Source organism: Isoptericola hypogeus (genome assembly GCF_039531145.1).
Taxonomy (GTDB): Bacteria; Actinomycetota; Actinomycetes; order Actinomycetales; family Cellulomonadaceae; genus Isoptericola; species Isoptericola hypogeus.
On the sequence record NZ_BAAAPM010000005.1, the window covers coordinates 38,900 to 61,824 of the forward strand.

General features: G+C 73.5%; 28 protein-coding genes and 1 pseudogene. 14 read left to right on the forward strand and 15 right to left on the reverse strand.

Annotated features, from left to right (window positions below):
- Positions 1–35: 35 nt before the first annotated feature.
- The 3 genes from ABD254_RS12815 to ABD254_RS12825 are packed head-to-tail and all read right to left on the reverse strand — an operon-like array spanning position 36 to position 2,310.
- Entirely contained in the window at positions 36–239 is a 204-nt protein-coding gene (locus ABD254_RS12815; RefSeq protein WP_344248818.1) for a hypothetical protein, read from the reverse strand.
- Entirely contained in the window at positions 236–1,669 is a 1,434-nt protein-coding gene (locus tag ABD254_RS12820; protein ID WP_344248819.1) for a glycosyltransferase family 2 protein, read from the reverse strand. Before ABD254_RS12820 ends, ABD254_RS12815 begins: the two co-directional genes overlap by 4 nt.
- Before the next feature lie 59 nt (positions 1,670–1,728).
- Positions 1,729–2,310 carry a 1-acyl-sn-glycerol-3-phosphate acyltransferase gene (locus tag ABD254_RS12825; protein ID WP_344248820.1) on the reverse strand — a complete coding sequence of 194 codons (582 nt, stop codon included), beginning with the start codon at positions 2,308–2,310 and terminating at the stop codon, positions 1,729–1,731.
- Positions 2,311–2,394: 84 nt separating this feature from the next.
- On the opposite strand from ABD254_RS12825, the gene ABD254_RS12830 reads away from it, so the two are divergent.
- The 5 genes from ABD254_RS12830 to ABD254_RS12850 are packed head-to-tail and all read left to right on the forward strand — an operon-like array spanning position 2,395 to position 5,147.
- Positions 2,395–3,051: a TetR/AcrR family transcriptional regulator gene (locus ABD254_RS12830; RefSeq protein ID WP_344248821.1), complete on the forward strand. Its 657-nt coding sequence runs from the start codon at positions 2,395–2,397 to the stop codon at positions 3,049–3,051.
- Positions 3,048–3,557, forward strand: coding sequence for a hypothetical protein (locus ABD254_RS12835; RefSeq protein ID WP_344248822.1), 510 nt, complete (start codon positions 3,048–3,050; stop codon positions 3,555–3,557). The genes ABD254_RS12830 and ABD254_RS12835 overlap by 4 nt, the downstream gene beginning before the upstream one ends.
- Positions 3,554–3,934: a VOC family protein gene (locus tag ABD254_RS12840; protein ID WP_344248823.1), complete on the forward strand. Its 381-nt coding sequence runs from the start codon at positions 3,554–3,556 to the stop codon at positions 3,932–3,934. The genes ABD254_RS12835 and ABD254_RS12840 overlap by 4 nt, the downstream gene beginning before the upstream one ends.
- 57 nt (positions 3,935–3,991) lie before the next feature.
- Positions 3,992–4,576: a hypothetical protein gene (locus tag ABD254_RS12845; protein WP_344248824.1), complete on the forward strand. Its 585-nt coding sequence runs from the start codon at positions 3,992–3,994 to the stop codon at positions 4,574–4,576.
- Between the two features lie 31 nt (positions 4,577–4,607).
- Positions 4,608–5,147, forward strand: coding sequence for a nitroreductase family deazaflavin-dependent oxidoreductase (locus ABD254_RS12850; RefSeq protein ID WP_344248825.1), 540 nt, complete (start codon positions 4,608–4,610; stop codon positions 5,145–5,147).
- 274 nt (positions 5,148–5,421) lie between these two features.
- On the opposite strand, the gene ABD254_RS12855 is transcribed toward ABD254_RS12850, so the two are convergent.
- The 8 genes and pseudogenes from ABD254_RS12855 to ABD254_RS12890 all read right to left on the reverse strand — a co-directional run bounded on the left by ABD254_RS12855 (position 5,422) and on the right by ABD254_RS12890 (position 13,063).
- Positions 5,422–6,324, reverse strand: coding sequence for a phosphotransferase family protein (locus ABD254_RS12855; protein ID WP_344248826.1), 903 nt, complete (start codon positions 6,322–6,324; stop codon positions 5,422–5,424).
- A gap of 13 nt (positions 6,325–6,337) precedes the next feature.
- Positions 6,338–7,248, reverse strand: a pseudogene (locus ABD254_RS12860) (aldo/keto reductase).
- A 25-nt stretch (positions 7,249–7,273) separates the two neighbouring features.
- A complete protein-coding gene (locus ABD254_RS12865) occupies positions 7,274–7,639 on the reverse strand; it encodes a DUF2255 family protein (RefSeq protein WP_344248827.1) in 366 nt (121 codons plus the stop codon).
- A gap of 34 nt (positions 7,640–7,673) precedes the next feature.
- On the reverse strand, positions 7,674–9,254 hold the full coding sequence (locus ABD254_RS12870) for a Na+/H+ antiporter (RefSeq protein WP_344248828.1): 1,581 nt from the start codon (positions 9,252–9,254) through the stop codon (positions 7,674–7,676).
- Between the two features lie 96 nt (positions 9,255–9,350).
- Positions 9,351–10,067, reverse strand: a complete 717-nt coding sequence (locus ABD254_RS12875) for a carboxymuconolactone decarboxylase family protein (protein ID WP_344248829.1) — start codon at positions 10,065–10,067, stop codon at positions 9,351–9,353.
- Complete coding sequence (locus ABD254_RS12880) at positions 10,064–11,101, reverse strand: zinc-binding dehydrogenase (protein ID WP_344248830.1); 1,038 nt, start codon at positions 11,099–11,101, stop codon at positions 10,064–10,066. The genes ABD254_RS12875 and ABD254_RS12880 overlap by 4 nt, the downstream gene beginning before the upstream one ends.
- 42 nt (positions 11,102–11,143) lie before the next feature.
- Positions 11,144–12,160 (reverse strand): aldo/keto reductase, encoded by a 1,017-nt coding sequence (locus ABD254_RS12885; RefSeq protein WP_344248831.1) that lies wholly within the window; start codon positions 12,158–12,160, stop codon positions 11,144–11,146.
- 3 nt (positions 12,161–12,163) lie between these two features.
- The gene (locus ABD254_RS12890; RefSeq protein WP_344248832.1) at positions 12,164–13,063 is read right to left on the reverse strand and encodes an aldo/keto reductase; all 900 of its coding nucleotides are present in this window, start codon (positions 13,061–13,063) and stop codon (positions 12,164–12,166) included.
- 197 nt (positions 13,064–13,260) lie between these two features.
- Between ABD254_RS12890 and ABD254_RS12895 the strand changes: the two genes are divergently transcribed.
- From ABD254_RS12895 to ABD254_RS12910, 4 genes are all read left to right on the forward strand, one after another.
- On the forward strand, positions 13,261–14,178 hold the full coding sequence (locus ABD254_RS12895) for a helix-turn-helix transcriptional regulator (RefSeq protein WP_344248833.1): 918 nt from the start codon (positions 13,261–13,263) through the stop codon (positions 14,176–14,178).
- The gene (locus ABD254_RS12900) at positions 14,178–14,591 is read left to right on the forward strand and encodes a (R)-mandelonitrile lyase (protein ID WP_344248834.1); all 414 of its coding nucleotides are present in this window, start codon (positions 14,178–14,180) and stop codon (positions 14,589–14,591) included. The genes ABD254_RS12895 and ABD254_RS12900 overlap by 1 nt, the downstream gene beginning before the upstream one ends.
- Positions 14,592–14,700: 109 nt before the next feature.
- Complete coding sequence (locus tag ABD254_RS12905; RefSeq protein ID WP_425553781.1) at positions 14,701–15,795, forward strand: fatty acid desaturase family protein; 1,095 nt, start codon at positions 14,701–14,703, stop codon at positions 15,793–15,795.
- Between the two features lie 103 nt (positions 15,796–15,898).
- Positions 15,899–16,267, forward strand: coding sequence for a LapA family protein (locus tag ABD254_RS12910; RefSeq protein WP_344248836.1), 369 nt, complete (start codon positions 15,899–15,901; stop codon positions 16,265–16,267).
- A 130-nt stretch (positions 16,268–16,397) separates the two neighbouring features.
- On the opposite strand, the gene ABD254_RS12915 is transcribed toward ABD254_RS12910, so the two are convergent.
- Both ABD254_RS12915 and ABD254_RS12920 read right to left on the reverse strand, forming a co-directional pair.
- Positions 16,398–17,816: a hypothetical protein gene (locus tag ABD254_RS12915; RefSeq protein ID WP_344248837.1), complete on the reverse strand. Its 1,419-nt coding sequence runs from the start codon at positions 17,814–17,816 to the stop codon at positions 16,398–16,400.
- Positions 17,813–18,418: an RNA polymerase sigma factor gene (locus ABD254_RS12920; protein WP_344248838.1), complete on the reverse strand. Its 606-nt coding sequence runs from the start codon at positions 18,416–18,418 to the stop codon at positions 17,813–17,815. The genes ABD254_RS12915 and ABD254_RS12920 overlap by 4 nt, the downstream gene beginning before the upstream one ends.
- A 112-nt stretch (positions 18,419–18,530) precedes the next feature.
- Between ABD254_RS12920 and ABD254_RS12925 the strand changes: the two genes are divergently transcribed.
- Together ABD254_RS12925 and ABD254_RS12930 are read left to right on the forward strand one after the other, a co-directional pair.
- The gene (locus ABD254_RS12925) at positions 18,531–19,193 is read left to right on the forward strand and encodes a histidine phosphatase family protein (RefSeq protein WP_344248839.1); all 663 of its coding nucleotides are present in this window, start codon (positions 18,531–18,533) and stop codon (positions 19,191–19,193) included.
- Positions 19,194–19,227: 34 nt separating this feature from the next.
- On the forward strand, positions 19,228–19,704 hold the full coding sequence (locus tag ABD254_RS12930) for a GNAT family N-acetyltransferase (protein ID WP_344248840.1): 477 nt from the start codon (positions 19,228–19,230) through the stop codon (positions 19,702–19,704).
- Positions 19,705–19,710: 6 nt separating this feature from the next.
- On the opposite strand, the gene ABD254_RS12935 is transcribed toward ABD254_RS12930, so the two are convergent.
- Complete coding sequence (locus ABD254_RS12935; RefSeq protein ID WP_344248841.1) at positions 19,711–20,364, reverse strand: hypothetical protein; 654 nt, start codon at positions 20,362–20,364, stop codon at positions 19,711–19,713.
- A gap of 146 nt (positions 20,365–20,510) precedes the next feature.
- On the opposite strand from ABD254_RS12935, the gene ABD254_RS12940 reads away from it, so the two are divergent.
- Positions 20,511–20,639 (forward strand): NUDIX domain-containing protein, encoded by a 129-nt coding sequence (locus ABD254_RS12940; RefSeq protein WP_344248842.1) that lies wholly within the window; start codon positions 20,511–20,513, stop codon positions 20,637–20,639.
- Between the two features lie 3 nt (positions 20,640–20,642).
- Positions 20,643–20,996, forward strand: a complete 354-nt coding sequence (locus ABD254_RS12945) for a GNAT family N-acetyltransferase (protein ID WP_344248843.1) — start codon at positions 20,643–20,645, stop codon at positions 20,994–20,996.
- A 73-nt stretch (positions 20,997–21,069) separates the two neighbouring features.
- Here ABD254_RS12945 and ABD254_RS12950 read toward each other — a convergent pair whose 3' ends face one another.
- On the reverse strand, positions 21,070–21,759 hold the full coding sequence (locus tag ABD254_RS12950; RefSeq protein WP_344248844.1) for a histidine phosphatase family protein: 690 nt from the start codon (positions 21,757–21,759) through the stop codon (positions 21,070–21,072).
- Between the two features lie 140 nt (positions 21,760–21,899).
- Between ABD254_RS12950 and ABD254_RS12955 the strand changes: the two genes are divergently transcribed.
- Entirely contained in the window at positions 21,900–22,841 is a 942-nt protein-coding gene (locus ABD254_RS12955) for a cold-shock protein (RefSeq protein WP_344248845.1), read from the forward strand.
- The last annotated feature ends 84 nt before the right edge of the window (positions 22,842–22,925 follow it).

Genomic DNA, 22,925 nt, shown 5'->3' on the forward strand with positions numbered 1-22,925 from the left:
ACGTCGTCGACGGGCGGGTCTTCCGCCGACGGGCGTCAGACCGGCGCGTCCGGGTGGATGCTGCGGGTCTCCCTGCGCTGGTTGCGGCTGCGGAACCACGACGACGGATGCATCCGCGGGACGAGCTTGGCGATGGCCAGGGTCACGTACATCACGGTGTTCACCGCGACGAACGTGGACAGCACCATGAACCAGTCGCTCTGGAGCACCGACGCCGGCAGCAGGATCCCGGTGATCACGACGCACCTCCCGTCGCGGGCTCGGAGGCCTGGTGCTCGACGTGCTTCCACGCCGCCTGCCGGCCGAGCGAGATGTCGACGATGCTCCGCACGTAGACCAGGTCGAGGAACAGCGCGTAGACGAGCTCGGGCAGCAGCAGCGCGGCCAGGATCCGTGCCCGCCAGCCGCCCCTCCACACGGTGACGACGCGCTCGAGGGTGAAGACGAAGCCGATGACCAGCCAGAACGTGAACCACACCCAGGTGTCCGTGGCGAGGATCAGGACGATCATGGCGAGGAGGTAGGCGAACAGCGCGACGACGCCGTACCCGATGCCGATCTGCTGGGCCCAGTAGCGGAACGTCTCGCGGGTGACGCCGTAGGCGCCGATGTTCTCCAGGGCGCCGCGCTGCCAGCGCAAGCGCTGGTTCCACAGCGTCCCCCACGAGGGCATGAGCTCCGTGACGACGGTGCACTCCTGCGGCGAGACCAGGAGCGCCCCCAGCGACTTGAGCGCGATCGTGAGCTCGTTGTCCTCCGTGAGGGCGAGGGTGTCGTACACGTCGCCGTGCACGCCGGGGATGCTGTCGCCGCGGCTGGCGGCGACGGTGCGCAGGCCGCGCGGCCGGAAGATCGACGCCGTCCCGGTGAGGACGAAGACCTGCCCGCGCAGCCGCTTCAGCTCGCGGCTGTACCGGACGTACTCGCTGCGCTGGCACTGGCCGATGAAGCCGTGCCCCTCCTCGCCGTAGAACAGGCCGCCGACGGCCATCAGCCCGCGGTCGTTCGTGAAGCGGTGGTCCGCCGCCTCGAGGAACCCGTCGTCGAGCACGGTGTCGGCGTCCATGATCATGACGCAGTCGTTGTCGCCCAGGCCCGGCAGGACCTGCCTGAGGACCTGGTTCAGCCCGCCGGCTTTCTTCTTGTCGTTGTCGACCGTCTCGAAGATCTCCGCCCCGCCGGTCACGGCCAGCTCGGGCGTGGCGTCGGTGCAGTTGTCGGCGACGACGATCACGCGGTCCGGCGGCCGGGACTGCGCCCAGAGGGAGCGCAGCGTCTCCGGCAGCGACGCCTCCTCGTTGTGCGCCGGCACGAGCACGGTGATCGTCACGGGTCCGGCGAAGACGCCGCGCGTCTCGGCCATGACGACGTGGGGCGACAGCGGCTTGTGCGTGCTGTCGAGCGTGCGGCGGTTCCGGGTGGCGATGCGCGACTCCACGATCGTCACCACGGCGGCCAGCAGGAGGGCGGCCGCGACCGCGATCGCCAGCTGGAGGCGCGTCGGCGCCGTCGTGTCGTACATGACCTGCCACACGCCGAAGAGGACGCCCTCCTCGGTGTGCGGCTCCACCGGCTCCGACAGCGAGATCCCCAGCCAGATCAGTCCGCCGGCGATCAAGCAGACCGCGAGGACCACGAGCCCGATGGCGCGCTGGAGGTTCCATCGCATGTTCGCAGCCTAGGAGGCCGTGGACCAGGCGCAAAGGGAGCCGGCCGCCGTGGGAGGCCTCAGCTGCCGGCGTCCTCGTCGCGCAGGCGCGGCTCGGTGCGCAGCTCGGGTCGCAGGCCCGCCTTGTCGGCGTAGAACGCGCGGACGACGTCCATGTCGGCGCGCACGTCGCCGGTGAGGCTGACCGTGGGGCCGAGGCCGGTCGTCATGGTCGTGCGGTCGACGTACCCCAGGGTCACGGGCAGGTCGGCGGCGCGGGCGATGCGGTAGAAGCCGGACTTCCAGCCGTCGCCGGAACGGGTGCCCTCGGGCGTGACGACCAGATGGAAGACCTCCCCGGCCCGGACGCGGGCGAGGACGTCGTCGACGACGCGGCTCGGGTCGCGACGGTCGACCGGGATGCCGCCGAGCGCCCGCATCAGGGGCCCGCGCCAGCCGGCGAAGAGCGTGTGCTTGCCCAGCCAGCGCACGTCCAGCCCGAGCCGCCACGAGATCGCGAGCATGATCACGAAGTCCCAGTTGGACGTGTGCGGCGCGCCGACGAGGACGCCGGCCTGCGGCGGCACCGGCTCGGTGCGCAGCGTCCAGCGGCTGAGCCGCCAGTAGAGGCCGGCGAGGGCGCGCCGCAGGGTCTTGAGCATCGGGCGACTCTACCGGTCGGGCCCCGTGGTGTGATGGAATCTGAACATGTTCAGATTCGGCGAAGGCAGAACGGCGCGGGTGTCGTGACGGGCCCGGAAGGGGCGACCCGGGAGCTCGTGCGCGGCACCGCCCTGCGGATGTTTCGTGACCGCGGCTACGCGGCGACGACGATGCGGGCGATCGCCGCCGAGGCGGGCGTCGCGACCGGTGTCGCGTACTACTGGTTCGGGTCCAAGAGCGACCTGATCCAGGAGCTCTACCTCGAGGTCAACGAGGACCATGCCCGGCGCGCGGCGACCGCCCTCGACGGCGTCTCCGGCCTCGGGCCGCGGCTGCGCGCCCTGTGGCACGCCGGCCTCGACGCGTTCGACCCCTCGCACGACCTCGGCTCGGAGCTCGTCGCCGCCGCGATCCGGCCCGGCGCGTCCGAGAGCCCGTTCTCCTCCGCCTCCTCGGCGACCGCGCGCCTCAGCCGGGACCTGCACGCGCAGGTCGTGCAGGGTCCGGGCGTCCGGGTCCCCGCCGCGCTGCGAGAGGAGCTGCCGGACCTCCTCTGGTCGGCCTGGCTGGGCGTGACCCTGTTCTGGGTGCACGACGGCTCACCGGAGCAGCGGCGGACCCGGGCGCTCGTCGACCGCGCGGCGCCGCTGGTCGCGCGGCTGGTGCGGATCGCGGGGCTCCCGGGCGTGCGGTCGGTCGTCGACGACGTCGTCGGCCTCGCGCGGCAGGTACGCGCATGAGCGCCGATCCGGACGTGACGGCGGTGTCCGTCGACGGACACCGCGGGCCCTGGTCGCGTGCCGCCGCCGTGACCGCCCGCACGTGCGGGTGGGCCTGCGCCATCCTCTTCGCGGTGATCCCCGTGGTCGCCGTCGTCGCGGGCATCGTGGCCATGTCGGGACGGGGCGATCCCGGGCACGACTCGCTCTCCGCCGCCTACGTGTGCTTCGTGGCCTGGGTGGTCATCGTGGTGGTGCTCTGGGTGCTCGGCTGGCCCGTGGGTCTCGTCGTCGAGCGACTGCTCGCGAGGAGGGGCGTCGCGCCGGGTGCCCGGGCCGCAGTCCTGGCAGGTGTCGGAGGGCTGTTGGCGGTCGTGGCGTCGGCGGCGCTCGGTCTCTCGGAGGCGCCCGGAGTGGTGGCCGTCCTGGCAGTGATCGGCGTGGTCGGTGCAGGCGGAGGGCGCCTGGCGGTCATCGCGCGCGACCGACCGCCGGTGTCGGAGGGGCGTGGCACCGTGGCGGGATGAGCGAGCACTCGCACGGCATCCACCACACCATCGACTACGTCGAGCTTCCGGTGACCGACCTCGCGGCGGCGCAGGAGTTCTACGCCGCCGCGTTCGGCTGGGAGTTCGTCCCGTACGGCCCCGAGTACGCGGGCATCCGGACCGGCGCGGAGACCGCGCCCGCCGAGGCGGGCGGGCTGCGGCTGGCAAAGGCCGCAGAGCTCGGCCGCGGCGGCCCGTTCGTCCTGCTGTTCTCCGACGACCTCGACGCGACGCTCGCGGCGGTCGGCGCCGCGGGCGGCGAGGTGGTGAGCGGTCCCTACGAGTTCCCCGGCGGGCGGCGGTTCCACTTCCTCGACCCCAGCGGCAACGAGCTGGGGGTCTGGGCGGCCTCCTGACGCAGAAACTTCCCCGGCGCGGGTAGTGATCGGGGGCCCGCCGGACATATGAGGGGTATGAGAGCCCGACGTCCCGGCGACAGCCCTCCTGCCCTGATCTTCGGCCTGGTGGCGTGCGGCTGCGCCATGGCGTGGGCGATCGGCGCTGGTCTGCTGATGTCCGAGGGGTTGTCGCGGCCCGATGCTCTCGGCTGGACGCTCGCGCTCGGCGGCGCGGCCGTGCTGCTCGCCATCACCGTGATCGCCGCGTCGCTGCTCCGCGGCCCCCGCGTGGTCATGGCCCACGACCCGTCGGGGGCGCGGTGGTCGCTCCGCGCCGGGCCGGTCCCCCTGCGGCTCGCGGACTCGTCGCCCCTCGCCGCGGGCTCGCGCGGGGCGGTCCTCGCCACCCAGGTCGTCCGGGAGGCCACGCGGGACGGCGCGGGTCGGCGTCGCGCGATGTCGCAGGCGATCCCGCTGCTGGTGCGGATCCTCGAGGTCGCGCAGCGCACGCCGGGGGGCGTGGCCGAGGACGACGCCGAGTGGGCGGACCTGCGCGCCGCGGTCCTGTCGTTCACGCTCCACCGGGCCGACCGCCCGTCCCCGCCGCCGGTCGCCCCCGGGCAGCCCCCGGCCGCCGAGGGGTGGCCGCTCGCCTCCTGAGGTGCCGTCCGGGTTCGGCGCAGAATGGAGCATGGTCACGGCGCTGCAGCTCGTCCGCTCGGTCGTCGCGCCGGTGACGCGCACCCGCGCGTTCCGGGCCGCGGGGCCTGTCGTGCTGCCGCCGGTCGAGCGCGTGCTCGCCCGGCTCACCCGCGGCCGCCTGCAGCTCAGCGCGATCCTCGTGCCGTCGCTGGTCCTGCACACGACCGGAGCGCGGTCGGGGGAACCGCGCGCGACCTACCTCATGTACACGCCCGTCGGTCCGGGCTCGGGCTCGGGCTCGGGCTCGGGTGCGGGCTCGGCGCTCGTCGCGGGGACGGCGTTCGCGCAGGGCCGGCACCCGGCGTGGACGTACAACCTGCTCGCGCACCCGGACGCGGCCGTCAGTGTCCGGGGTCGCACCTTCCCCGTGCGGGCCGTTCTCGTCAGCCGCGACGACGAGCGCGAGGCCGCGTGGCGCAGCATCGAGGCACAGTGGCCGGGGTACCGGTCGTACGAGCGAGACTCCGGTCGCGTGGTGCGGATCTTCCGGCTCGAGCGCGGGCCCGATGGAACGTCGTCGCGGCAGTGACTCCGGTGGCCGCTCTCGCGGCTCCCGGTGCCGCCTACGTTGGTGATGTCCCAGGACATCGGTGACAGTTCTGCATCAGGACATCGGTGACGGTTGATGCGTCAGGACCTCGGTGACGGTTCGGGGGTCTTGGGGCGGGGCCTGCGGGGTCTGCCGTTGCCGACGTAGCCGCTGCACGGTGGCATCGAGGTGGGCCGCCCCGGCACGGAGGCCGGGCGGAAGACGGGAGCGACGTAGGGCCGGAGCATCAGGCCGAGGCGGTTTGGCCGACAGCTCAGGCGTCGTCGTCTCGGCCCTCGACGGCCCCGGACATCCGACGTTCTCGCGACGCGTCGGCCAGCACCTCCGCGATCATGCGGTGACCCTGGGCCTCGAAGGGCTCGTCGCCGACCCGGTGGGCCCAGGCGGCGGTGCCGATCGCCTCGCGCACGCGGGAGCGGAACCACTCCTCGGGCGTCCGCGGGTCGAGCCCGTACCCGGCCAGGAAGGCTTCCTCGGCGCCCGGGTACCGGCGGAACTCGCGCTCGGCGAGCCGGGCGAGGTCCGTCATCGCGGGACGGAGCTCGGCGCGGCCGAGGTCGATGACCCGCACCGTGCCGTCGTCGTCGACCAGCCAGTTGCGGCCCTGCCAGTCCCCATGGGTGGGGACGAGGACGGCGGGCGGGGTCGGCCAGGAGCGGATCAGCGCGCGCAGCTGCGCCACGTCGTCGGGAGTGATGCGGTGGTCGCCGGCGAGCCAGCGCTCGGCCTTCGCGTTCGCCCGCGCCTCGTACCCGGCGTCCTCGACGGCGCTCTGCCCATGAAGGGCGGCGAGCAGGAGTCCGGCCTGGGCGTAGGTGTCCGGGCCGGCCGCCGCCGGGTGGTCCTGCACCAGCCGGCCCGGCAGGTAGGACGTGACCAGGAGCTTGGCGTCGACGTCGGCGTACCGGAGCCGGGCGGCCCGGCCCTGGGCGAGCCAGGGACCGGTCCATTCGCGGTGGGCGTGGACCTCGCGGGCGATGTGGTGGTCCGATGCCCCGCCCGCCTTCACGACGAACCGCTCGCCGTCGGCGACGACCTGCAGCACCGTCGTCTCGACGAGACCCCAGCTCATGTCCTCGACGACGCCGACGCCCGGGAGCCAGCAACCGAGCAGGTCGCGCTGACGCGCGGACAGGCGTTCCAGGGCGTCGGGCACCCGGCGATCGTAGTCAGCGCCCGACGAGCCGCATGTGCCGGTCGCCGTACCGGTCGCCGTGCACGCCCACGCGGGTGGTGAGCGCGTCGAGGTCGGCGAGCTCGTCGGCGGACAGCGGCACCGCCGTCGCGTCGGCGTTCTCCTCGACCCGCTCGATCCGTCGGGTCCCGGGAATCGGCACGACCCACGGCTGCTGGGCGAGCAGCCATGCGAGCGCCACCTGACCGGGCGTCGCACCCTTGGACGCGGCGAGCGCTCGGACGTGGTCGACGAGGGCCTGGTTCGCGGCCCGGTTCTGCTCCGTGAACCGAGGGATGGTGGCGCGGATATCGCCCTCGGCGAACGCCGTCGTGGTGTCGACGGTCCCCGTGAGGAACCCCTTGCCCAGCGGGCTGAACGGGACGAACCCGATGCCGAGCTCGGCGAGCGCGGGCAGCACCTCCGGATCGTCGCGGCGGACGGCTCCGACAGGCCCAGGTGGCGTACCTTGCCCTCCGCGACCAGCTCGCCGACCGTGCCGGCGACGTCCTCGATGGGCACGTCGGGGTCGACGCGGTGCTGGTAGAACAGGTCGATCCGGTCGGTGCGCAGTCGCCGCAGCGACGCGTCCGCGACGCGTCGGATCTGCTCGGGCCGGCTGTCGAGGCCGCCCTGCCCGCCCTCGATGTCGAAGCCGAACTTCGTGGCGATGACGACCTGGTCGCGGACGGGCTCGAACGCCTCGCCCACGAGCTCCTCGTTGACGTACGGGCCGTAGACCTCGGCGGTGTCGACGAAGGTCACACCGCGGTCGACCGCCCCGCGCAGGACGGCGATCATGTCGTCACGGTCGCCGGGGTTCGGGCCGTAGGACTGGGACATGCCCATGGCCCCGAGGCCGATCGCCGAGACCTCGAGCCCCTGTCCGAGGGTGCGTGTGTGCATGGTGGTGCCTCCTGGCGTGGGCAGGTCAGCGGGGCTCGACCCGCAGGGTGGTCGCCGTCGCGGCGGGGCTGGTGATCGCCTGCACGGCCGAGCCGCCGCCGTACTTGGCGTGGTAGGCGCGGTCGATGGCGTCGTCGTGGGCGTCGTCGCGGGTGAACGTCACCTCGGAGCGGACGCCGCCGGCGTCGATCTCGCCGGTGCCCGTGCGCTGCACGCCGCGGTACCAGGCGCCGTCGGTGCCGCGGACCGAACGCAGGTACAGGGCGTCGTCCACGACGACGTGCCACACGATGCGCGGCGTGCGCAGCGTGCCGTCGGGGCGGTGCGCGGCGACGTGCAGCTCGCCGTCGGCGTCGATCGCGGCGAGGTCGGCAGGGTTCCAGCTGGTCATGACGTCTCCAGGGGTTGAGGTGGGTGCGGGCGGGCTATTCCTCGTCGAGGCCCTCGCGGGAGAGCCGGAGCTCCTCGACGTCGAGGTGCGCCTGGATCTGGCGCAGCACGGTGTCGTCGATCGTCTGCGCGTCGCGCAGCCGGATGACGCTGGCCCGTTTGCGGGCCAGCAGAGCGAGCCGGAGCTCGCTGTTCTGCTCGTCGAGCAGGACGGCAGGGTCGGCGTCGTCCTCGGAGCGCATCAGGTCGAGGCGCTCCGTGTACTCGCCGCGGACCCGTTCGGCGACCCGGGGGTCCGTGCCGAGGGTGGCGGCGATCTCGGGAAGGTGGTCCAACGCGTCCTGAGTCGCCGTGATCAGGGCGAGGTTCAGTTCCCGCTCGACGCCGCCGTCGTCCGGCAGGGCCGCCCACCGTACGGTCCGGCCCAGCAGCAGACCCTGCACGACGAGCGTCATGGCGACGACGCCGGCGGTGACGAGGACGATGAGGTCCCGGTCGGGGAACGGGGCGCCGGAGTCGAGGGTGGCGGGCACCGACAGGGCCACGGCCAGCGAGACGGCGCCGCGGAACCCCGCCATCGTGGACACGACGCGGGCGCGGTTCGAGACGCGGCGCAGCCGCTGGGAGGGCCGCCGGTCCAGGAGCCGGATCGTGTAGGCCGACACCACGAGGAACGCGAACCGCACCACGACGAGCACGGCGTAGACCACCACGATCGCCACGAGGGCGGTGACGAGATCGGTGCTGTGCAGGCTGCGGACCGACGAGTGCGCCTCCAGGCCGACCAGCACGAACAGGGCGGCGTTGATGAGGTACGTGGACAGCGTGAGGAACGAGAACCCCAGTCGGCGGGTGGCCGCGCTGACGACCCGGGGCGCGGCCTGGCTCATGATGAGTCCCGCCACGACGACGGCCAGGACTCCGGACGCGTCGACGAGCTCCGCGGCCAGGTAGGCGCTGAACGGTGTGAGCAGCAGCAGCACGTTGGTCAGGATCGTGTCCTGGACGCCGCGGCGGGCCTGGATGGCGAGCCAGGCGACGAGCGCGCCGATGGCGATGCCCCCGAAGTAGGAGACGGCCACGAGCCCGGCCACGTGCCCCGCGGTCAGCGTCTCCTCGCCGAGCGTGACGCCCACCGCGAGCCCGTACACGACCAGGGCCGTGCCGTCGTTGACGAGGCACTCGGCGCGCAGCACGGTGACGTTGCGCCGCGGCAGCGAGCGGGCGAGCGCGCTCACGGCCGTGGCGTCCGTCGGCGCGACGGCCGCGCCGAGCACCCAGGCGGGGCCCCAGGGCATCCCGAGGGCGTGCGCGGTGGCGGCCACCGCCGCGGCCGTCGCCACGACGAGCAGCGTGCTGGCCAGCACCACCCCGCGGAACGTCGCGCGGATCTCGCGCAAGGAGGTGTTCAGGGCCTCCCAGTACAGCAGCAGGGGGAGCAGCACCAGCAGCACCAGCTCGGACGGCAGGTGCACGTCCCGCAGCGCGGGCGCGAACCCGAGGGCGGCCCCCGAGAGCAGCAGCAGGATCGGGCCGGCGACGCCGGTGCGGCGCGAGATCACCCCGCACACGACGATGACCGCACCGATGACGACCACCAGCTCGAGTCCGATCACGGGCCACCTCCGACGGGTGCTGCCATCGTCCGACGGCGCGGGCGGCGCGGCACGCCGGAAGGTTCGCCCGGGCGTGGGCCCGCAGCGTAGCCGCCGTCAGGACGGTGCGGGGGCGAGCTCGTCCAGGGCGCGCAGCGCGTTGAGCGTGCGCGGGTAGCCGACGTCGGGCAGCAGGTGCGTGAGCACGGCGATCAGCGTCCCCCGGTCGTTGCCGACCCGCAGGTTGGCCCGCACGTGCCCGGCGACCTGGGGGTCCGCGCCGCCGAGCGCGACGAGCAGGGCGAGGGTCACCAGCTCGCGGGCGGGCACGTCGATGCCGCCGCGCGTGTAGTGGTCGCCGAAGCAGTGCGCGGACAGGTACCGCTGCACGTGCTGCTCGTCCGCCGGGGCGCCTCCGTACATGGCGTCGACGGTGTCGCCGCCGACGATCTCCTTCTGCACGGCCAGGCCGTCGGCGGCCCGCGACTCCGGCGACACCGTCGCCTGGGCGCGCAGCGGGAGCTGCACGCCGCGATCCGCGAGGATGTCGTTCGCCAGGTCCAGGGCGTCGAGCGCCCGCCCGGTCCCGACGTACGGGACCGCCTGGTAGACGACCTCCTTGACCTCGACCGGCGTGATGCCGTCGGCGAGCGCGCCGCCAAGCGCCTCCCGGAACATCCGGCGTCCGCCCGTCGCGACGAGCGCGGCGAGCCGCACCAGGTGCCCGGTGCGGGCGTCGAGCGGGGCGTCACGACGCACGTCGGCGCGGAGGCCCTCGAGGATCGCCACGACCTCCGGGTCGGTGGCCGCCAGGTCGCGGGACGGCGCGGTCACGGCCGCACCAGCACCTTGAGGGCCTCGCGGGAGTCCATGAGGCGGTAGCCCTCGGCGACGTCGTCGAGCGAGACCTCGGCGTCGAACACCTGGCCGGGGTCGATCTCGCCGCTCAGCACCTGCGGGATCGCCGCCTCGATGTAGGCCCGCACCGGGGCGGGGCCGCCGTTGAGGGTGGCGTTCTTGCCGAACAGCGACCCGAAGCCGACGGGAGCGTCCTCGTACTGCGGCACGCCGACGCGCGAGATGACGCCGCCGGGCCGCACGATGCCGTACGCCTGCTCGTAGGCGGGCATGTGGCCCACGGCCTCGAGCACGACGTGCGAGCCCTCGCCGCCGGTGAGCTCGAGCACCTGGGCGACGCCGTCGGCGCCGCGCTCGGCGACGACGTCGGTCGCGCCGAACTTCTTGCCGAGGTCGGTGCGGGCGGCGTGCCGGCCCATGAGGATGATCTTGTCCGCGCCCATCTGGTGGGCGGCGAGGACGGCGGACAGGCCCACGGCGCCGTCGCCGATCACGGTGACGGTCTCGCCCGGGGAGACCTTGCCCATGAAGGCCGCGTGGTACCCGGTGAGGTACACGTCGGACAGCGTGAGCAGCGAGGGCAGCAGCGCCTCGTCGACGTCGGACGGGACCGGCACCAGGGTGCCGGACGCCTGCGGCACGCGGATCTTCTCCGCCTGCGCGCCGCCGACGCCGCCCGCGCCGTACCACCCGCCGTGCTGGCAGGCGGTCTGGAAGCCCTCGCGGCAGAACGGGCACGTGTTGTCGGAGTACGCGAAGGGAGAGATCACGAGGTCGCCCACGGCGAGGCCGGTGACCTCGGACCCGACCTCCTCGACGACGCCGAGGAACTCGTGGCCCATCGGCGCACCGTCCTGGGAGGCGGGCATGGACCGGTAGGGGTGCAGGTCGGACCCGCAGACGCAGGCGAGGGTGACGCGGACGACCGCGTCGGTCGGCTCGACGAGGACAGGGTCCGGGACGTTCTCGACCCGGACGTCGCCGGCGCCGTACATGACAGTGGCTCGCATGAAGGGTGTTGCCTCTCGATGGTGCTGGTGAACGTGGTGGGTTCAGCGGCGCCGCGCGGCCGGGGTCAGCTCGTGCGCGCCGTAGCTGTTGTCGTCGGGGTTGACGGTGACGCCCGGGGCGACGAGCTCGTCGATCCGGTCGAGGACGTCGGGGGTGAGCGTGACGTCCGTGGCGGGCAGGTACGACTCGAGCTGCGCCATCGTGCGCGGCCCGACGATCGCGGACGTGACGCCCGGGTGGTCGATGACGAACGCGATCGCCAGCTCGATGAGCGTCATCCCCGCCTGCTCGGCGAGCAGGGCGAGCTCCTCGACGACGTCGAGCTTGCGCTGGTTCGCGGGGCTGCTCATGTCGAACCGGGCGCTCGGCCGGGCGCTCGACGTCGGCGCGGCAGCGGAGTCCTTGCGCCACCGGCCCGACAGCCAGCCGCCGCTGAGCGGGCTGTAGGTGAACGTGCCCATGCCGTGCCGCTGCACGGCCGGCAGCACGTCCTCCTCGATGCCGCGCACGAGGATCGAGTACGGCGGCTGCTCGGTGACGAACCGCTCGAGGTTCCGCTCCCGCGACGCCCACTGCGCCTCGACGATCTGCGACCCCGAGTACGAGGACGAGCCGATGTAGCGGACCTTGCCCTGCCGCACGAGGTCGGTCAGCGCGCCGAGCGTCTCGGTCACGTCGGTGTCCGGCGACGGCCGGTGCACCTGGTACAGGTCGAGGTGGTCGGTCTTCAGCCGCCGCAGCGAGTCCTCGACCGCGCGCACGACCCAGCGGCGGGAGCCGCCGCGGTGGTTCGGGTCGTCACCCATCGGCATGAAGAACTTGGTCGCGAGGAACACGTCGTCACGACGCCCGGCGATCGCCTCGCCGACGATCTCCTCCGAGACCCCGGCGGAGTACACGTCCGCGGTGTCGATGACGTTGATCCCGGCGTCGAGGGCGCGGTGGATGATCCGCGTCGCGTCCTGGCGGTCGTCGTTGCCCCACGGGCCGAACATCATGGCGCCGAGGGTGAGCGGGCTGACCTGGACGCCGGTACGTCCGAGCGGGCGGTAGTCCACGGCTCAGGCCTCGGGGATGTCGCGGCCGAAGGTCTCGAGCGTGATGGCATCGGGCTCGGGGCCGCCGCGCACGCCGGTGTCGAGGGCGTCGATCGCGGCGAGCTCGTCGGTGGTGAGCTCGAAGTCGAGCACGTCGAAGTTCTCGGCGATGCGGTGGGGGGTGACGGACTTGGGGATGGCGGAGCGGCCCTGCTGCAGGTGCCAGCGCAGCATGACCTGGGCCGCGCTCTTGCCGTGCGTCGAGCCGATCCCGAGGATCGTCGGGTCCTGCAGCGTGCTGGTGTGCTCGCCGTCGCGGTAGAACGTGATGCCGCCGATGGGCGACCACGCCTGGGTGAGGATGCCGTGGGCGGCATCGGCGGCCAGCACGTCGGGCTGGCGGAAGTAGGGGTGCATCTCGACCTGGTTGACGGCGGGCACGACGGTGGTCTTGGCCAGCAGCGCGTCGAGGTGCTCGGGCATGAAGTTGCTGACGCCGATCGCGCGGACCTTCCCGTCGGCGAGGAGCGTCTCGAGGGCCTTGTAGGCGTCGACCGTGAGGTCGAAGCGGCTGGGCAGCGCCTGGTGCAGGATCAGCAGGTCGATGACCTCGACGCCGAGCTTGCCGGCGGACTTGTCGAACGCGTGCAGGGTGGCGTCGTAGCCGTAGTCGCTGATCCAGATCTTCGTCTCGAGGAAGACGTCGGCCCGGTCGACGCCGGAGCGGCGGATCGCCTCGCCGACCTCGCGCTCGTTGCCGTAGGCGGCGGCGGTGTCGATGTGCCGGTAGCCGGTGGCCAGCGCGGCCTCGACCGCGGTGACGGTCTCGTCCGGCGGGGTCTGGAAGACGCCGTACCCGAGGGCCGGCATCTCGACGCCGTGGTTCAGGGTGAGGGTGGGGACCTGGTCGGAGTTCGCGCTCATCGTCATGTCCTTCACGGTAGGAACGGTTCGGCGGGTTCGGGAGGCCCTGCTGGTACCCCGTTCGCGGGGCCCTGCCTCACCCTCGCCGTCATCGGCGCCGTCCGCGCGTCGCGGGAGTCCCGGCCGTCCCGGGCCGCCGTGTCCCGGGTACTGCCAGGACCTCCCACGCCTCCGGCGCCGGACGTACGGTCGAGGACATGGACCTGAAGGCGGAGACGCGAGAGTTCCTGGCCACCCGCCGGGCGCGGATCACGCCCGACAAGGCCGGCCTGCCCGCGTACGGCGGCAACCGGCGCGTGCCGGGGCTGCGGCGCGAGGAGGTGGCGATGCTCGCGGGCGTGAGCGTCGACTACTACACGTGCCTGGAGCGCGGGAACCTCGGCGGCGTGTCCGAGGAGGTGCTCGAGGCGCTCGCGGAGGCGTTGCAGCTCGACGAGGCGGAGCGCGTGCACCTGTTCGACCTCGCCCGCGCGGCGAACGCCTCCGGGGCGGCCCGGTCCCGCGCCCGTCGCGCGCCCGCGCCCACGCTGCGGCCGGCGGTGCAGCGGATCCTCGACGCGATGGACGGCGCACCCGCCTTCGTGCGCAACGGCCGGCTCGACGTGCTGGGCGCGAACCTCATGGGCCGTGCCCTGTACGCGCCGCTGTACGACTCGCCCGAGCGGATCGCGAACAAGCCGGTCAACACGGCCCGGTTCCAGTTCCTGGACCCGGACGCGGCACGGGCGTTCTGGGGCGAGAAGACGGACCGGCTGGCGCACGACGCCGTCGCGATCCTCCGCGCCGCGGCGGGCAGGAACCCGTACGACAAGCACCTCACCGCCCTCGTCGGGGAACTCTCGACCCGCAGCGAGGACTTCCGCCGGCTGTGGGCCTCGCACGACGTGCGGCTGCACCGCACGGGCACCAAAGTCTTCCACCACCCGGCCGTGGGCGCGCTCGAGCTCGACTACGAGGCGCTCGTGCTGCCCGCCGACCCCGGTCTGCAGCTGAACGTGTACACCGCCGTGCCCGGGTCTCCGTCCGACGACGGGCTCAAGCTGCTCGCGTCGTGGGCCGCCACACGGGCCGAAGAGACGGCCGCAAGCACGACGAACCGAGGAGAAGAGCGCTGATGCAGAAGCTTCCCAGGGCCGCCACCACCAAGAACCCGCCGGAGATGTTCACCGGCGACGTGTGGCTCGACCCGATCGCGGCGCCGCAGGACGGCGACCAGCGCATGACCGTCGCTCTGGTGCGGTTCGCTCCCGGCGCCCGCACGGCGTGGCACTCGCACGCCCGCGGCCAGACGCTGCACGTGACGTCCGGGGTCGCGCTGTTCGGCAGCCGCGGCGGGAGCGTCATCGAGGCGCACCCCGGTGAGACGGTCTACTGCCCGCCGGGCGAGGAGCACTGGCACGGCGCCGCGCCGGACGCCTTCATGGAGCACCTCGCGATGCTCGAGGGAGCCGACGACCTCGCCGCCACCACGACCTGGCTCGAGCACGTCACCGACGCGGACTACGCCGCGTCGCGCTCGGCCGGCTGAGTCCGCGCGGCCCGGTCGGCCGAGCACGGCCTGCGGGCGTACCGTCGAGGTGTAGGTGAGCGACGGGCCCGACGGAGGTCCCGGGCTCCGGTGAAGGTCGAGGCCGACCATGTCCGTTCCGAACGACAGTCCCGTTCCTCCCGTGTCCGCCTCCGGGCGGTCGTCCGCCCGCCCGGTGACGCGCGACTACTCGGTCCTGGCGAAGGTCGTGCGCGAGTCGGGTCTGCACCGGCGGCGCTACACGTACTACTGGGTGCGGCTCCTGGCCACGGTCGCCGCGTTCGCGGCCGTCTGGGCGGGGATCGTGCTGGTCGGCGACTCGTGGTGGCAGCTGCTGCTGGCCGCGGCCCTCGCGGTGGTCCTGGCCCAGCTGGCGTTCCTCGGGCACGACGGGGCGCACCGCCAGATCTTCCGCTCCCGGGCCTGGAACGACTGGACGGCGCGCATCCTGGCGAACGTCTTCGTCGGCTTCAGCTACCGGTGGTGGACCGCCAAGCACGACGCCCACCACACGGCACCGAACCAGGAAGGTCACGACCCGGACGTCTCGCCCGGGATCATCGCGTTCACGCCCGCCGTCCTGGCGAGCCGCCACGGGTGGCGACGGTGGTTCGCCCGGCGGCAGGGCTGGTTCTTCTTCCCGCTCCTGACGCTCGAAGGGCTGAACCTCCACGTGGCGAGCGTGCGCACGGTGCTCGGCCGAGGGCCGGTGCCCCGCCGCGGAGTGGAGGTCACACTCCTCCTGACGCGCCTCGTCCTCTACGTCGCAGCGCTGGCTCTCCTGCTGCCGCCCGCCGTCGCCGGCGCGTTCCTCGCCGTGCAGCTCGCCGTGTTCGGCGTGCTGCTGGGTGGCGCGTTCGCCCCGAACCACAAGGGGATGCCCATCGTCCCCGCCGACGCCGACGTCGACTTCCTCCGTCGCCAGGTGCTCATGTCCCGCAACATCCGGGGCAACGCGGTCGTCGACTTCTTCATGGGCGGGCTGAACCGCCAGATCGAGCACCACCTCTTCCCCGGCATGCCGCGGCCCAACCTGCGGCGCGTCCAGCCCATCGTCCGCGAGTTCTGCTCCACCCTCGGCGTGACCTACACCGAGGTCGGCTTCTTCTCCTCCTACCGGATCGTCGTCGGCTACCTCAACGACGTCGAGCACCGCGCGCGCGACCCCTTCTCCTGCCCCCTGGCGGCCCAGCTCGGCCGCTGAGGCGCTTCGGTTCGAACGGGGCGAATGGCGCGTACAGTCGAAACATCCGGGACGAACGCTCCCCGTCTGAGGTGCGTGGGTCCGGAGAAGCGAGGAGGCCGTCATGGCCACCGCCCCCACTCCCACGCCGCCGATGGCCTCCGCGATCAACGGCAACCCCAGCCGGCCGGTGCCCGGGACGGGCGCGGCATCTCGCACCACCCGCACGAGCACCCGCCACGGACGGGCCCCGCGCACCCGCGCCGGCGCCGTCTGGGTGGGCATCTGCATCGCTGCCCTCGTCCTCGTCGCCCTGATCGTCTTCATGCTCCAGAACACCCAGCTGGTCCTCGTCTCGTTCCTGGGGATGCAGGGCACGGTGCCGCTCGCGGTCGCCCTGCTCATCGCCGGGGTCGGCGTCGGCGTCATCGCCCTCGTCGTCGGCAGCATCCGCATCGCCCAGCTGCGGCGGCGCCTCTCCCACGGCGCCTGAGCGGGGCCCGGCGGCCGGGCGTGCGCTGACCATGGGTTTCCGCGGCCCCGAGCAGGTGGTTCCACCGGGAATGGACGGCTGATTCCCCGGAGGAACCACATGTTCGGCCGGAGCTGCGAGACGTCATCGGTCAGGTGAGAGCCGGCCCGGTGCCCAGCCGCGTGCCGTCGGCGTCGTACCAGGTGAGCGTGGCGCCGGTCCAGGTGCCCTCGTCGCCCCGGCCGGAGTCGGTGGCCCAGGCCACCCAGTAGCCGTCGGCGAGGTCGGCGTCGAGCGTGGTTCCGTCGGCGGTCGTGACCACGACTCGGGCGACGTCCTCACCGCTGAGGCCGACGAGGGCGCCAGCTCGGTCGGACGATCCCCCCGCGGACGACACGGCGACCCCGTCCGCAGGTGGATCGTCCGTGGGAAGGTCCCCGCCCATGTCGACGAGCGGCTCGTACGGCGCCTCGGCGTCCTGCACGCAGATCCTGAACCACCGCTTCGAGGGCTTCACAAACATCGTGACGCCGTGGTCCTCGCGCCGGACCTCGACCACCGGGCGGGTCCCCGCCTCCCGCCAGTCGGGGTCGCAGCCAGTCCGGCGCGCGCCCGCGAACTCGCCGCCGTCCTCCCAGGCGGAGTCGAGCGGCGCGCTCCGCGTGGTGCCGTCCGCGAGATGCCAGGTGAGCGTGACCTCGGCGCCGTCGGGGATCTCGCCGGGGGCGAAGAAGGCGGACCAGTAGCCGTCGGTCATCCGGGCCTCGCCCTCCAGACCGGACTCGCTGGTAGACGGGCCGGGCCCTCCCTCGTCGGTCCACCATGCGCTGACGTCGACCCTCACGACGTCCTCGCCCGCGACACCCCACAGCACGGACCACCCGTCGAGCACGGTGCCTCGCGGGAGGATCTCGTCGCGGGCGGGGGCGTCGTCGGGGCCCCACGGCCAGACGACGGTGGTGCTCGTCGCCTCGCCCCCGGCCGGGTGGGCGTCGGCGCAGAACCCGGAGAGCTCGCCCTGCTCCGTCGTCAGCAGCGTGAGGTCGGCGCGGTCGCTCGACTGCCGCGCGAGGGTGCGCCAGGTGACGTCGTCGGCCAGCTCCTTCGGCACGGCGCTCGCGGCCAGACGGTCCTGGCACGACTCGACCGGCGACGACGACGGCACCAGGTCCAGCCCGGCGGGGGAGACCAGCAGCGCGGCCGCGGCCACCACGACGATCCCGCCGGCGGCCGCGGCCACGAGCGCGGCACGGCGGTCCCGGAGGCGCGGCCGCTGAGCCGGGCGCGCCCGGAGGACGTCGCGGCCGGCGCTGCCGATGTCGCCCGCGCCAGGGGGCACGCGGTCGCCCGCACCGTGCGGCGTGAGCTCGATGACGTGCGCGCCGCCACGTACCGAGGAGCGCCCGGTGCCCGCGGCACCACCGTCGTCGACCGAGGCCTCCAGCGCGGCGCGCGCCGCCGCGAGACGGTCGGGATCCGGCGACGTCGTCGGGGCGAGCCGGGCGAGGCGCCGGTCGATCGGGTCGAAAGTGCGCTCCGCGCCGGTGCCGATGGTGCCGTCGGTGCTCATGCCGACCTCCTCGGGGACGCGGGGGAGCTCTGGTCGCCCGTGCTCCGGTGCCTTGGAGCGCCGTCCGCGCCACCCCGGCTGACTGGGGCGGGCCGGCCGTCCGCGGCGGCCGAGAGCCGCCGCCGGGCGCGCGAGAGGCGGACGTGGAACGCCGCCGTCGTGCACTCCGCGACCCCGGCGGCCTCGGCGGGCGCGAGCCCGTCCCACGCCACCAGCAGGATCGCCTCGCGCTCGCGCGCCGTCAGGCGGGCGAGGCCGCGGAGCAGGGCGTCGCGCTCGGCGGCCAGGGACTCGGGCGCCGCGTCGGGCAGCGGCGCCGACGCCTCGAGGAGCGTCAGCTCGTCGACGAGCGAGCGCCGGCGCCGGGCCGACCGGTGCGCGTTGCGCAGGTGGTTGCGCGCGACGACCAGCAGCCAGGGGAGGGCGGGGTCGGGCACGTCCTCGATGCGGCGCCAGGCGACGAGGAACGTCTCGGAGACCACGTCCTGCGCGGTGTCCGGGTCCGTGTGCCGCAGCGCGTACGCCTGGACGCGGACGGCGTGGTCGTCCCACAGCGCGGCCAGCCGTCGTCGCGGGTCGGCCTCGCCGCCAGGGTCGCTCACACCACGTAGTGTCCGGCAGACCGTGGGACTTACGGCGTCGACGGCGCCGAATCGCCCAGGACGCGGGCGCGGGGCGTTCGGCGGCGCTCGGACGTTCTGAAACCCTGGGGGCATGCGACTCCTCCTGCTGCGCCACGGTCAGACCCCCGCCAACGTGGCGGGCCTGCTCGACACCGGCGCTCCCGGACCCGTGCTGACGGATCTCGGCGAACGGCAGGCCCGGGCGGTCCCGCCCGCGCTGCGGGACAGGAGGATCGGCGCGCTGGCCGTCTCCTCCCTCGTCCGGACCGCGCTCACCGCCGCCCCGCTCGCAGCGGACCGCGGTATCGACCCGCTCGTCCTCCCCGGCCTGCGTGAGATCGAGGCCGGGGACCTCGAGAAGTCGGCCGACCACGCCGACCACGACGTCTACCTCGAGACGGTGTTCGGCTGGTCGCGCGGGGACCGCGACCGCCGCATGCCCGGCGGCCCGGACGGGCACGCGTTCCTGGCCCGCTTCGACGACGCCGTGGCCCGCCTCGCCGGCCGGGGGCTGGACGTCGTCGTCGCTGTGTCCCACGGCGCCGCGATCCGTTCGTGGGCGAGCGCGCGCGTGCGCGGGCTCGACGTCGATGAGGTCGAGCACACGCCGCTCGCCAACACCGGGCTGATCGAGGTCGACGGCGACCCCGACGCCGGGTGGCGCCTCGTCGACTGGACGCGCGAGCCGGTCGGCGGTGCACACCTCGAGCCCGTCGTCGCCCACGACCCCACGGGCGAGCCCGTCGAGGACTGACGTGCCGTCGTCGGTGCCGTGCGAGCATGCCCGCATGACGACGGTGACGCTCCGCCCGATGACCTCGGGCGAGTTCGACGAGTGGCAGGCCGCGCTGGCGGCGGACTATGCGGCCGAGCAGGTCGCCGCCGGCACCTGGCCGCCGGAGGGTGCCGAGCGACGGGCGCGCGAGGAGAACGCTCGCCTGCTGCCCGACGGCGCAGCGACGGAACGGATGCTGTTCCTGCGGGGCGTCGGCGGCGACGGCGAGCCCGTCGGCCGGGCGTGGGTGGCCCTGGACCACCCGCGCGGCGCCCCCGGCGTCGCGTTCCTCTACGACATCGAGGTCGTCGAGCACCGGCGCGGCCAGGGTCTCGGTCGGGCCCTTCTCGCGGCGGTGGAGGACGCGGCCCGCGACGCCGGCGCCGACGGGATGGAGCTGAACGTGTTCGGGCAGAACGCCGCGGCCCGCGCCCTCTACGGGACGTCGGGCTACGAGGTCGTCACACAACAGATGCGCAAGGCGCTCTGACGCCCGTCAGCGGGAGGGGAGCGCGCGTCCCACCTCGCCGCCCACGGCGGCGGCGAGGTGTGCCGCCACGAACTCGGCGTTGACCCGCAGCACGTCCGCCGGGACGTCGGGAAGGTTCTCCGCCCAGTCCAGCAGCGGCGACCCGCGGAACTGCAGGACGCGCGCCGGCCGGCCGAGGAACGCCAGGTGCAGGTGCGCGCCGCCGTCGCCCCATTTGGCGAGCTGAACCCGACCCACGCTGGGCAGCGCCTCGACGGCCGCCGAGATCGCGACGATCAGCTGCCCCATCTCGGCCGCGAGGTCCGCCGGCACCGACGGCAGGTCGCAGTGGGTGGAGACCGGCACCAGCGTGAGGAACACCGGCAGGCTCTGCTCGAGGTTCGCCGTGAGCACCCACCGCTCGTTGCGCCAGACGTACCCGTCCAGCCACTCCGGCCGCTCGTCCGGGGGGCCGGCGCACCAGCAGTCGGCGGCATCCTCGCCGCGCCGGGGCGGCTCGGAGTCGGCCAGCGGCTGGAGCGGCTTCATCCGCAGCGAGCCCACCTCGTAGGGGTAGATGTCCCAGCCGGGCATCTCCTCGACGGCGACCGGTAGGCGTCCGTCCGCGCCCAGGTGAGCGGCGATGCGGGCGTGGTACTCCTCGGGGGACTCGGGTTGCATCCGCTGATCCCACCACACGGCGCCGGCGTCGAGCGTCGGCCGCTCGGCCCGTCGACGTAGCAACTGATGATGGTTCCCGCGGCGGAACCATCATCGGGTGCTACGTCGGATCGGGACGCCCACCGAGACGATGCGACGATGCCGGCGTGACCGACGCGGAACTGTGGGACGTCCTGGACGAACGAGGCCTGAGCACCGGCGAGACATCTCACGACGCGGCTGCGCGAGAACTCCACGAGGAGACGGGGCTGGAAGTCGTGGGTGCCGACCTGTGACCGGTGGGCCGCTTCACCGAGACGACGGCTTTCGTGGACCTGTACGTCGCGGCCGTGCCTGGCGAGCGCGAGATCGTCGTCGATCCCGACGAGGTCCACGACGCCGAGTGGGTCACCCTCGAGACCGTGGAAGCACGCCTGGCCCCGGCTTCGCGTTTTTCTACGACATCGAGGTCGTCGAGGGGGCGTGGCCAGGGGCTCGGCCGGGCGCTGCTCGCAGCGGTGGAGGACGCCGCTCGCGCCGCCGGCGTCATCGGGCACGAGCTGAACGTGTTCGGGCACAACGGCGCGGCGCGCTCCCTCTGCTCGACGTCCGGTGACGAGGTCGTGACGCAGCAGATGTGCAAGGTGATCTGACCGTACGCGGGCCCAGATCGCCGGGGAGCACGCTCGGTAGCCGAGGGAATCCTCGGACCGGTCGCCATGTGGATCAGGCATCCAGATGGCTGGTGTCGCCGACGGTGACGATGGCACGGCTGTGGTAGAAGCCGTCCTCACGCAGCGTCGTGATGCTGCCTGACGGGACCGGGAATGCGACATGACCGGCTGCCTCGATCGGCATGCCGATCCAGGCCGCGACGACAAGTCCCGCCGCGTAACCGTGCGTCACGACCACGAGCTCGTCGACGTCGAGCATGAGCAGGTCCGTCATCGCCTCGTAGACGCGCCGTGCCACGTCCAGCCGGGTCTCCGAGCCGGCCGGGCCGTCGTGATGGCGGAGACGGTCGCCCACGGCCGGGGGCGGCACGAACCGTGCATCGAGCCACGACTGCGGTCGTCCGCCGGCCTCTCCGTACGACTTCTCGCGGAGCCGGGGGTCGAGCACGGGCTCTGCGCCCAGCGCCGGCCCGATGATCTCGGCCGTCCGCCGGGTCCGCCTCAGGTCGGACGTCGCGATGACGTCGCGGGCGGACCCGTCGATGCGGTCGCGCAGGGCGGAGGCGATCGCTCCCGCGGCTCGTTCTCCGCGCGGAGTCAGGTTCGAGTCGAACTGACCTCCGACGACGCGCTCGACATGGTGGGTCGCCTCCGGATGCGTGACCACGCTGACCCGGCGTTCGCGCGCGGGGACGTGGCCGGGGATCGGCGCGGGCGGAAGGGCCTCCTGCGGTGGGTTCACGCGGCCACCCTCCCACCCGCGCGGAGGTGCTCGCCGACGTGTCGCAATCCTCACTGTCGTGGTGGTTCCTCGTCGGTCGTGCGGGCTCCGGGCGGGGGACACTGGACGACAGCAACGTCTGCAGATGTGAGGAGTCCAGGGTGGCCCAGGGAACTGTCCGATGGTTCGACGCCGACCGAGGGTTCGGCTTCATCGACCTCGGGAACGAGTCCGAGGACCTGTTCGTGCACGCGTCCGAGATCGTCGGCGACGACGGGCCGAAGCAGCTCCGCGAGGGGCAGACCGTCGAGTTCGAGGTGGGTGAGGGCGACCGTGGCCCGCAGGCGCGCCGCGTCCGTGTCACCGGCGACCGTGCCGCCGACGCGCCCGTGGGCGTGCTCGGCTCCGTCTCCTGGTACGAGCCGGCCAAGGGATACGGCTTCGTCACGCCCGACGACGGCCGCGAAGAGATCTTCGTGCACAGCTCGGCCATCGTCACCGGCGGTGTGATCGCGGAGGGGCAGCGGGTGGCGTTCCTCGTCGTCGAGGGGGAGAAAGGTCTGCAGGCGGACCACCTGCTCCCGCTCGCGGCGGAGGCCGCCCGGCCGGCATCGGACGGCGCGGACGGCACCGTGTCCTGGTACGACGACGTCAAGGGCTTCGGGTTCATCGCTCCCGACGCCGGGGGCGAGGACGTCTTCGTCCACGTCAAGGCGCTCGGCGGAGGGCTGACCGAGCTCGCCGAGGGAGCGCGCGTGACGTACGACGTCGTCGACGGCGACAAGGGGCCCAACGCCCGCAACGTGCGGCTCGTGCGCGGCTCCGGGGGTGCGCGCGGGCGCACGGGGCGTGACCGGGACGGTGGCCGGTCGGGGCGTCCCGGGGTATCCGGCGGGCCCGTGCGCGGCGGCGAGGGCACCGTCGCGCGCTACGACGCGGAGCGCGGTTTCGGCTTCATCACGCCCGACGCCGGGGGCGCGGACCTGTTCGTGCACGTGTCGGTCGTGCGGGGCATCGAGTTCCTGGAGGAGGGCGATCGGGTCCGCTTCAAGGTGCGTCAGAGCGACCGGGGGCCGCAGGCCGACGGCGTCGAACTGGTGTGAGTGAGCTAGCGCACCGGCATCGCTGACAGCGAACAGGCCCGCTGCGCTGGGGGAATGCCCCCGCTCCGAGCAAGGTTGAGTAAA

Excerpts from the sequence above, each read along its gene's own strand:
- ABD254_RS12930 (WP_344248840.1), top strand. The coding sequence starts at position 19,228 with ATGACGACGGTGACGCTCCGCCCGATGACCTCGGGCGAGTTCGACGAG.
- ABD254_RS12905 (WP_425553781.1), top strand. The coding sequence starts at position 14,701 with ATGTCCGTTCCGAACGACAGTCCCGTTCCTCCCGTGTCCGCCTCCGGG.
- ABD254_RS12925 (WP_344248839.1), top strand. The coding sequence starts at position 18,531 with ATGCGACTCCTCCTGCTGCGCCACGGTCAGACCCCCGCCAACGTGGCG.
- ABD254_RS12850 (WP_344248825.1), top strand. The coding sequence starts at position 4,608 with ATGGTCACGGCGCTGCAGCTCGTCCGCTCGGTCGTCGCGCCGGTGACG.
- ABD254_RS12835 (WP_344248822.1), top strand. The coding sequence starts at position 3,048 with ATGAGCGCCGATCCGGACGTGACGGCGGTGTCCGTCGACGGACACCGC.
- ABD254_RS12935 (WP_344248841.1), bottom strand. The coding sequence starts at position 20,364 with ATGCAACCCGAGTCCCCCGAGGAGTACCACGCCCGCATCGCCGCTCAC.
- ABD254_RS12820 (WP_344248819.1), bottom strand. The coding sequence starts at position 1,669 with ATGCGATGGAACCTCCAGCGCGCCATCGGGCTCGTGGTCCTCGCGGTC.
- ABD254_RS12900 (WP_344248834.1), top strand. The coding sequence starts at position 14,178 with ATGCAGAAGCTTCCCAGGGCCGCCACCACCAAGAACCCGCCGGAGATG.
- ABD254_RS12845 (WP_344248824.1), top strand. The coding sequence starts at position 3,992 with ATGAGAGCCCGACGTCCCGGCGACAGCCCTCCTGCCCTGATCTTCGGC.
- ABD254_RS12895 (WP_344248833.1), top strand. The coding sequence starts at position 13,261 with ATGGACCTGAAGGCGGAGACGCGAGAGTTCCTGGCCACCCGCCGGGCG.
- ABD254_RS12865 (WP_344248827.1), bottom strand. The coding sequence starts at position 7,639 with ATGACCAGCTGGAACCCTGCCGACCTCGCCGCGATCGACGCCGACGGC.
- ABD254_RS12880 (WP_344248830.1), bottom strand. The coding sequence starts at position 11,101 with ATGCGAGCCACTGTCATGTACGGCGCCGGCGACGTCCGGGTCGAGAAC.
- ABD254_RS12910 (WP_344248836.1), top strand. The coding sequence starts at position 15,899 with ATGGCCACCGCCCCCACTCCCACGCCGCCGATGGCCTCCGCGATCAAC.
- ABD254_RS12825 (WP_344248820.1), bottom strand. The coding sequence starts at position 2,310 with ATGCTCAAGACCCTGCGGCGCGCCCTCGCCGGCCTCTACTGGCGGCTC.
- ABD254_RS12915 (WP_344248837.1), bottom strand. The coding sequence starts at position 17,816 with ATGAGCACCGACGGCACCATCGGCACCGGCGCGGAGCGCACTTTCGAC.
- ABD254_RS12890 (WP_344248832.1), bottom strand. The coding sequence starts at position 13,063 with ATGAGCGCGAACTCCGACCAGGTCCCCACCCTCACCCTGAACCACGGC.
- ABD254_RS12840 (WP_344248823.1), top strand. The coding sequence starts at position 3,554 with ATGAGCGAGCACTCGCACGGCATCCACCACACCATCGACTACGTCGAG.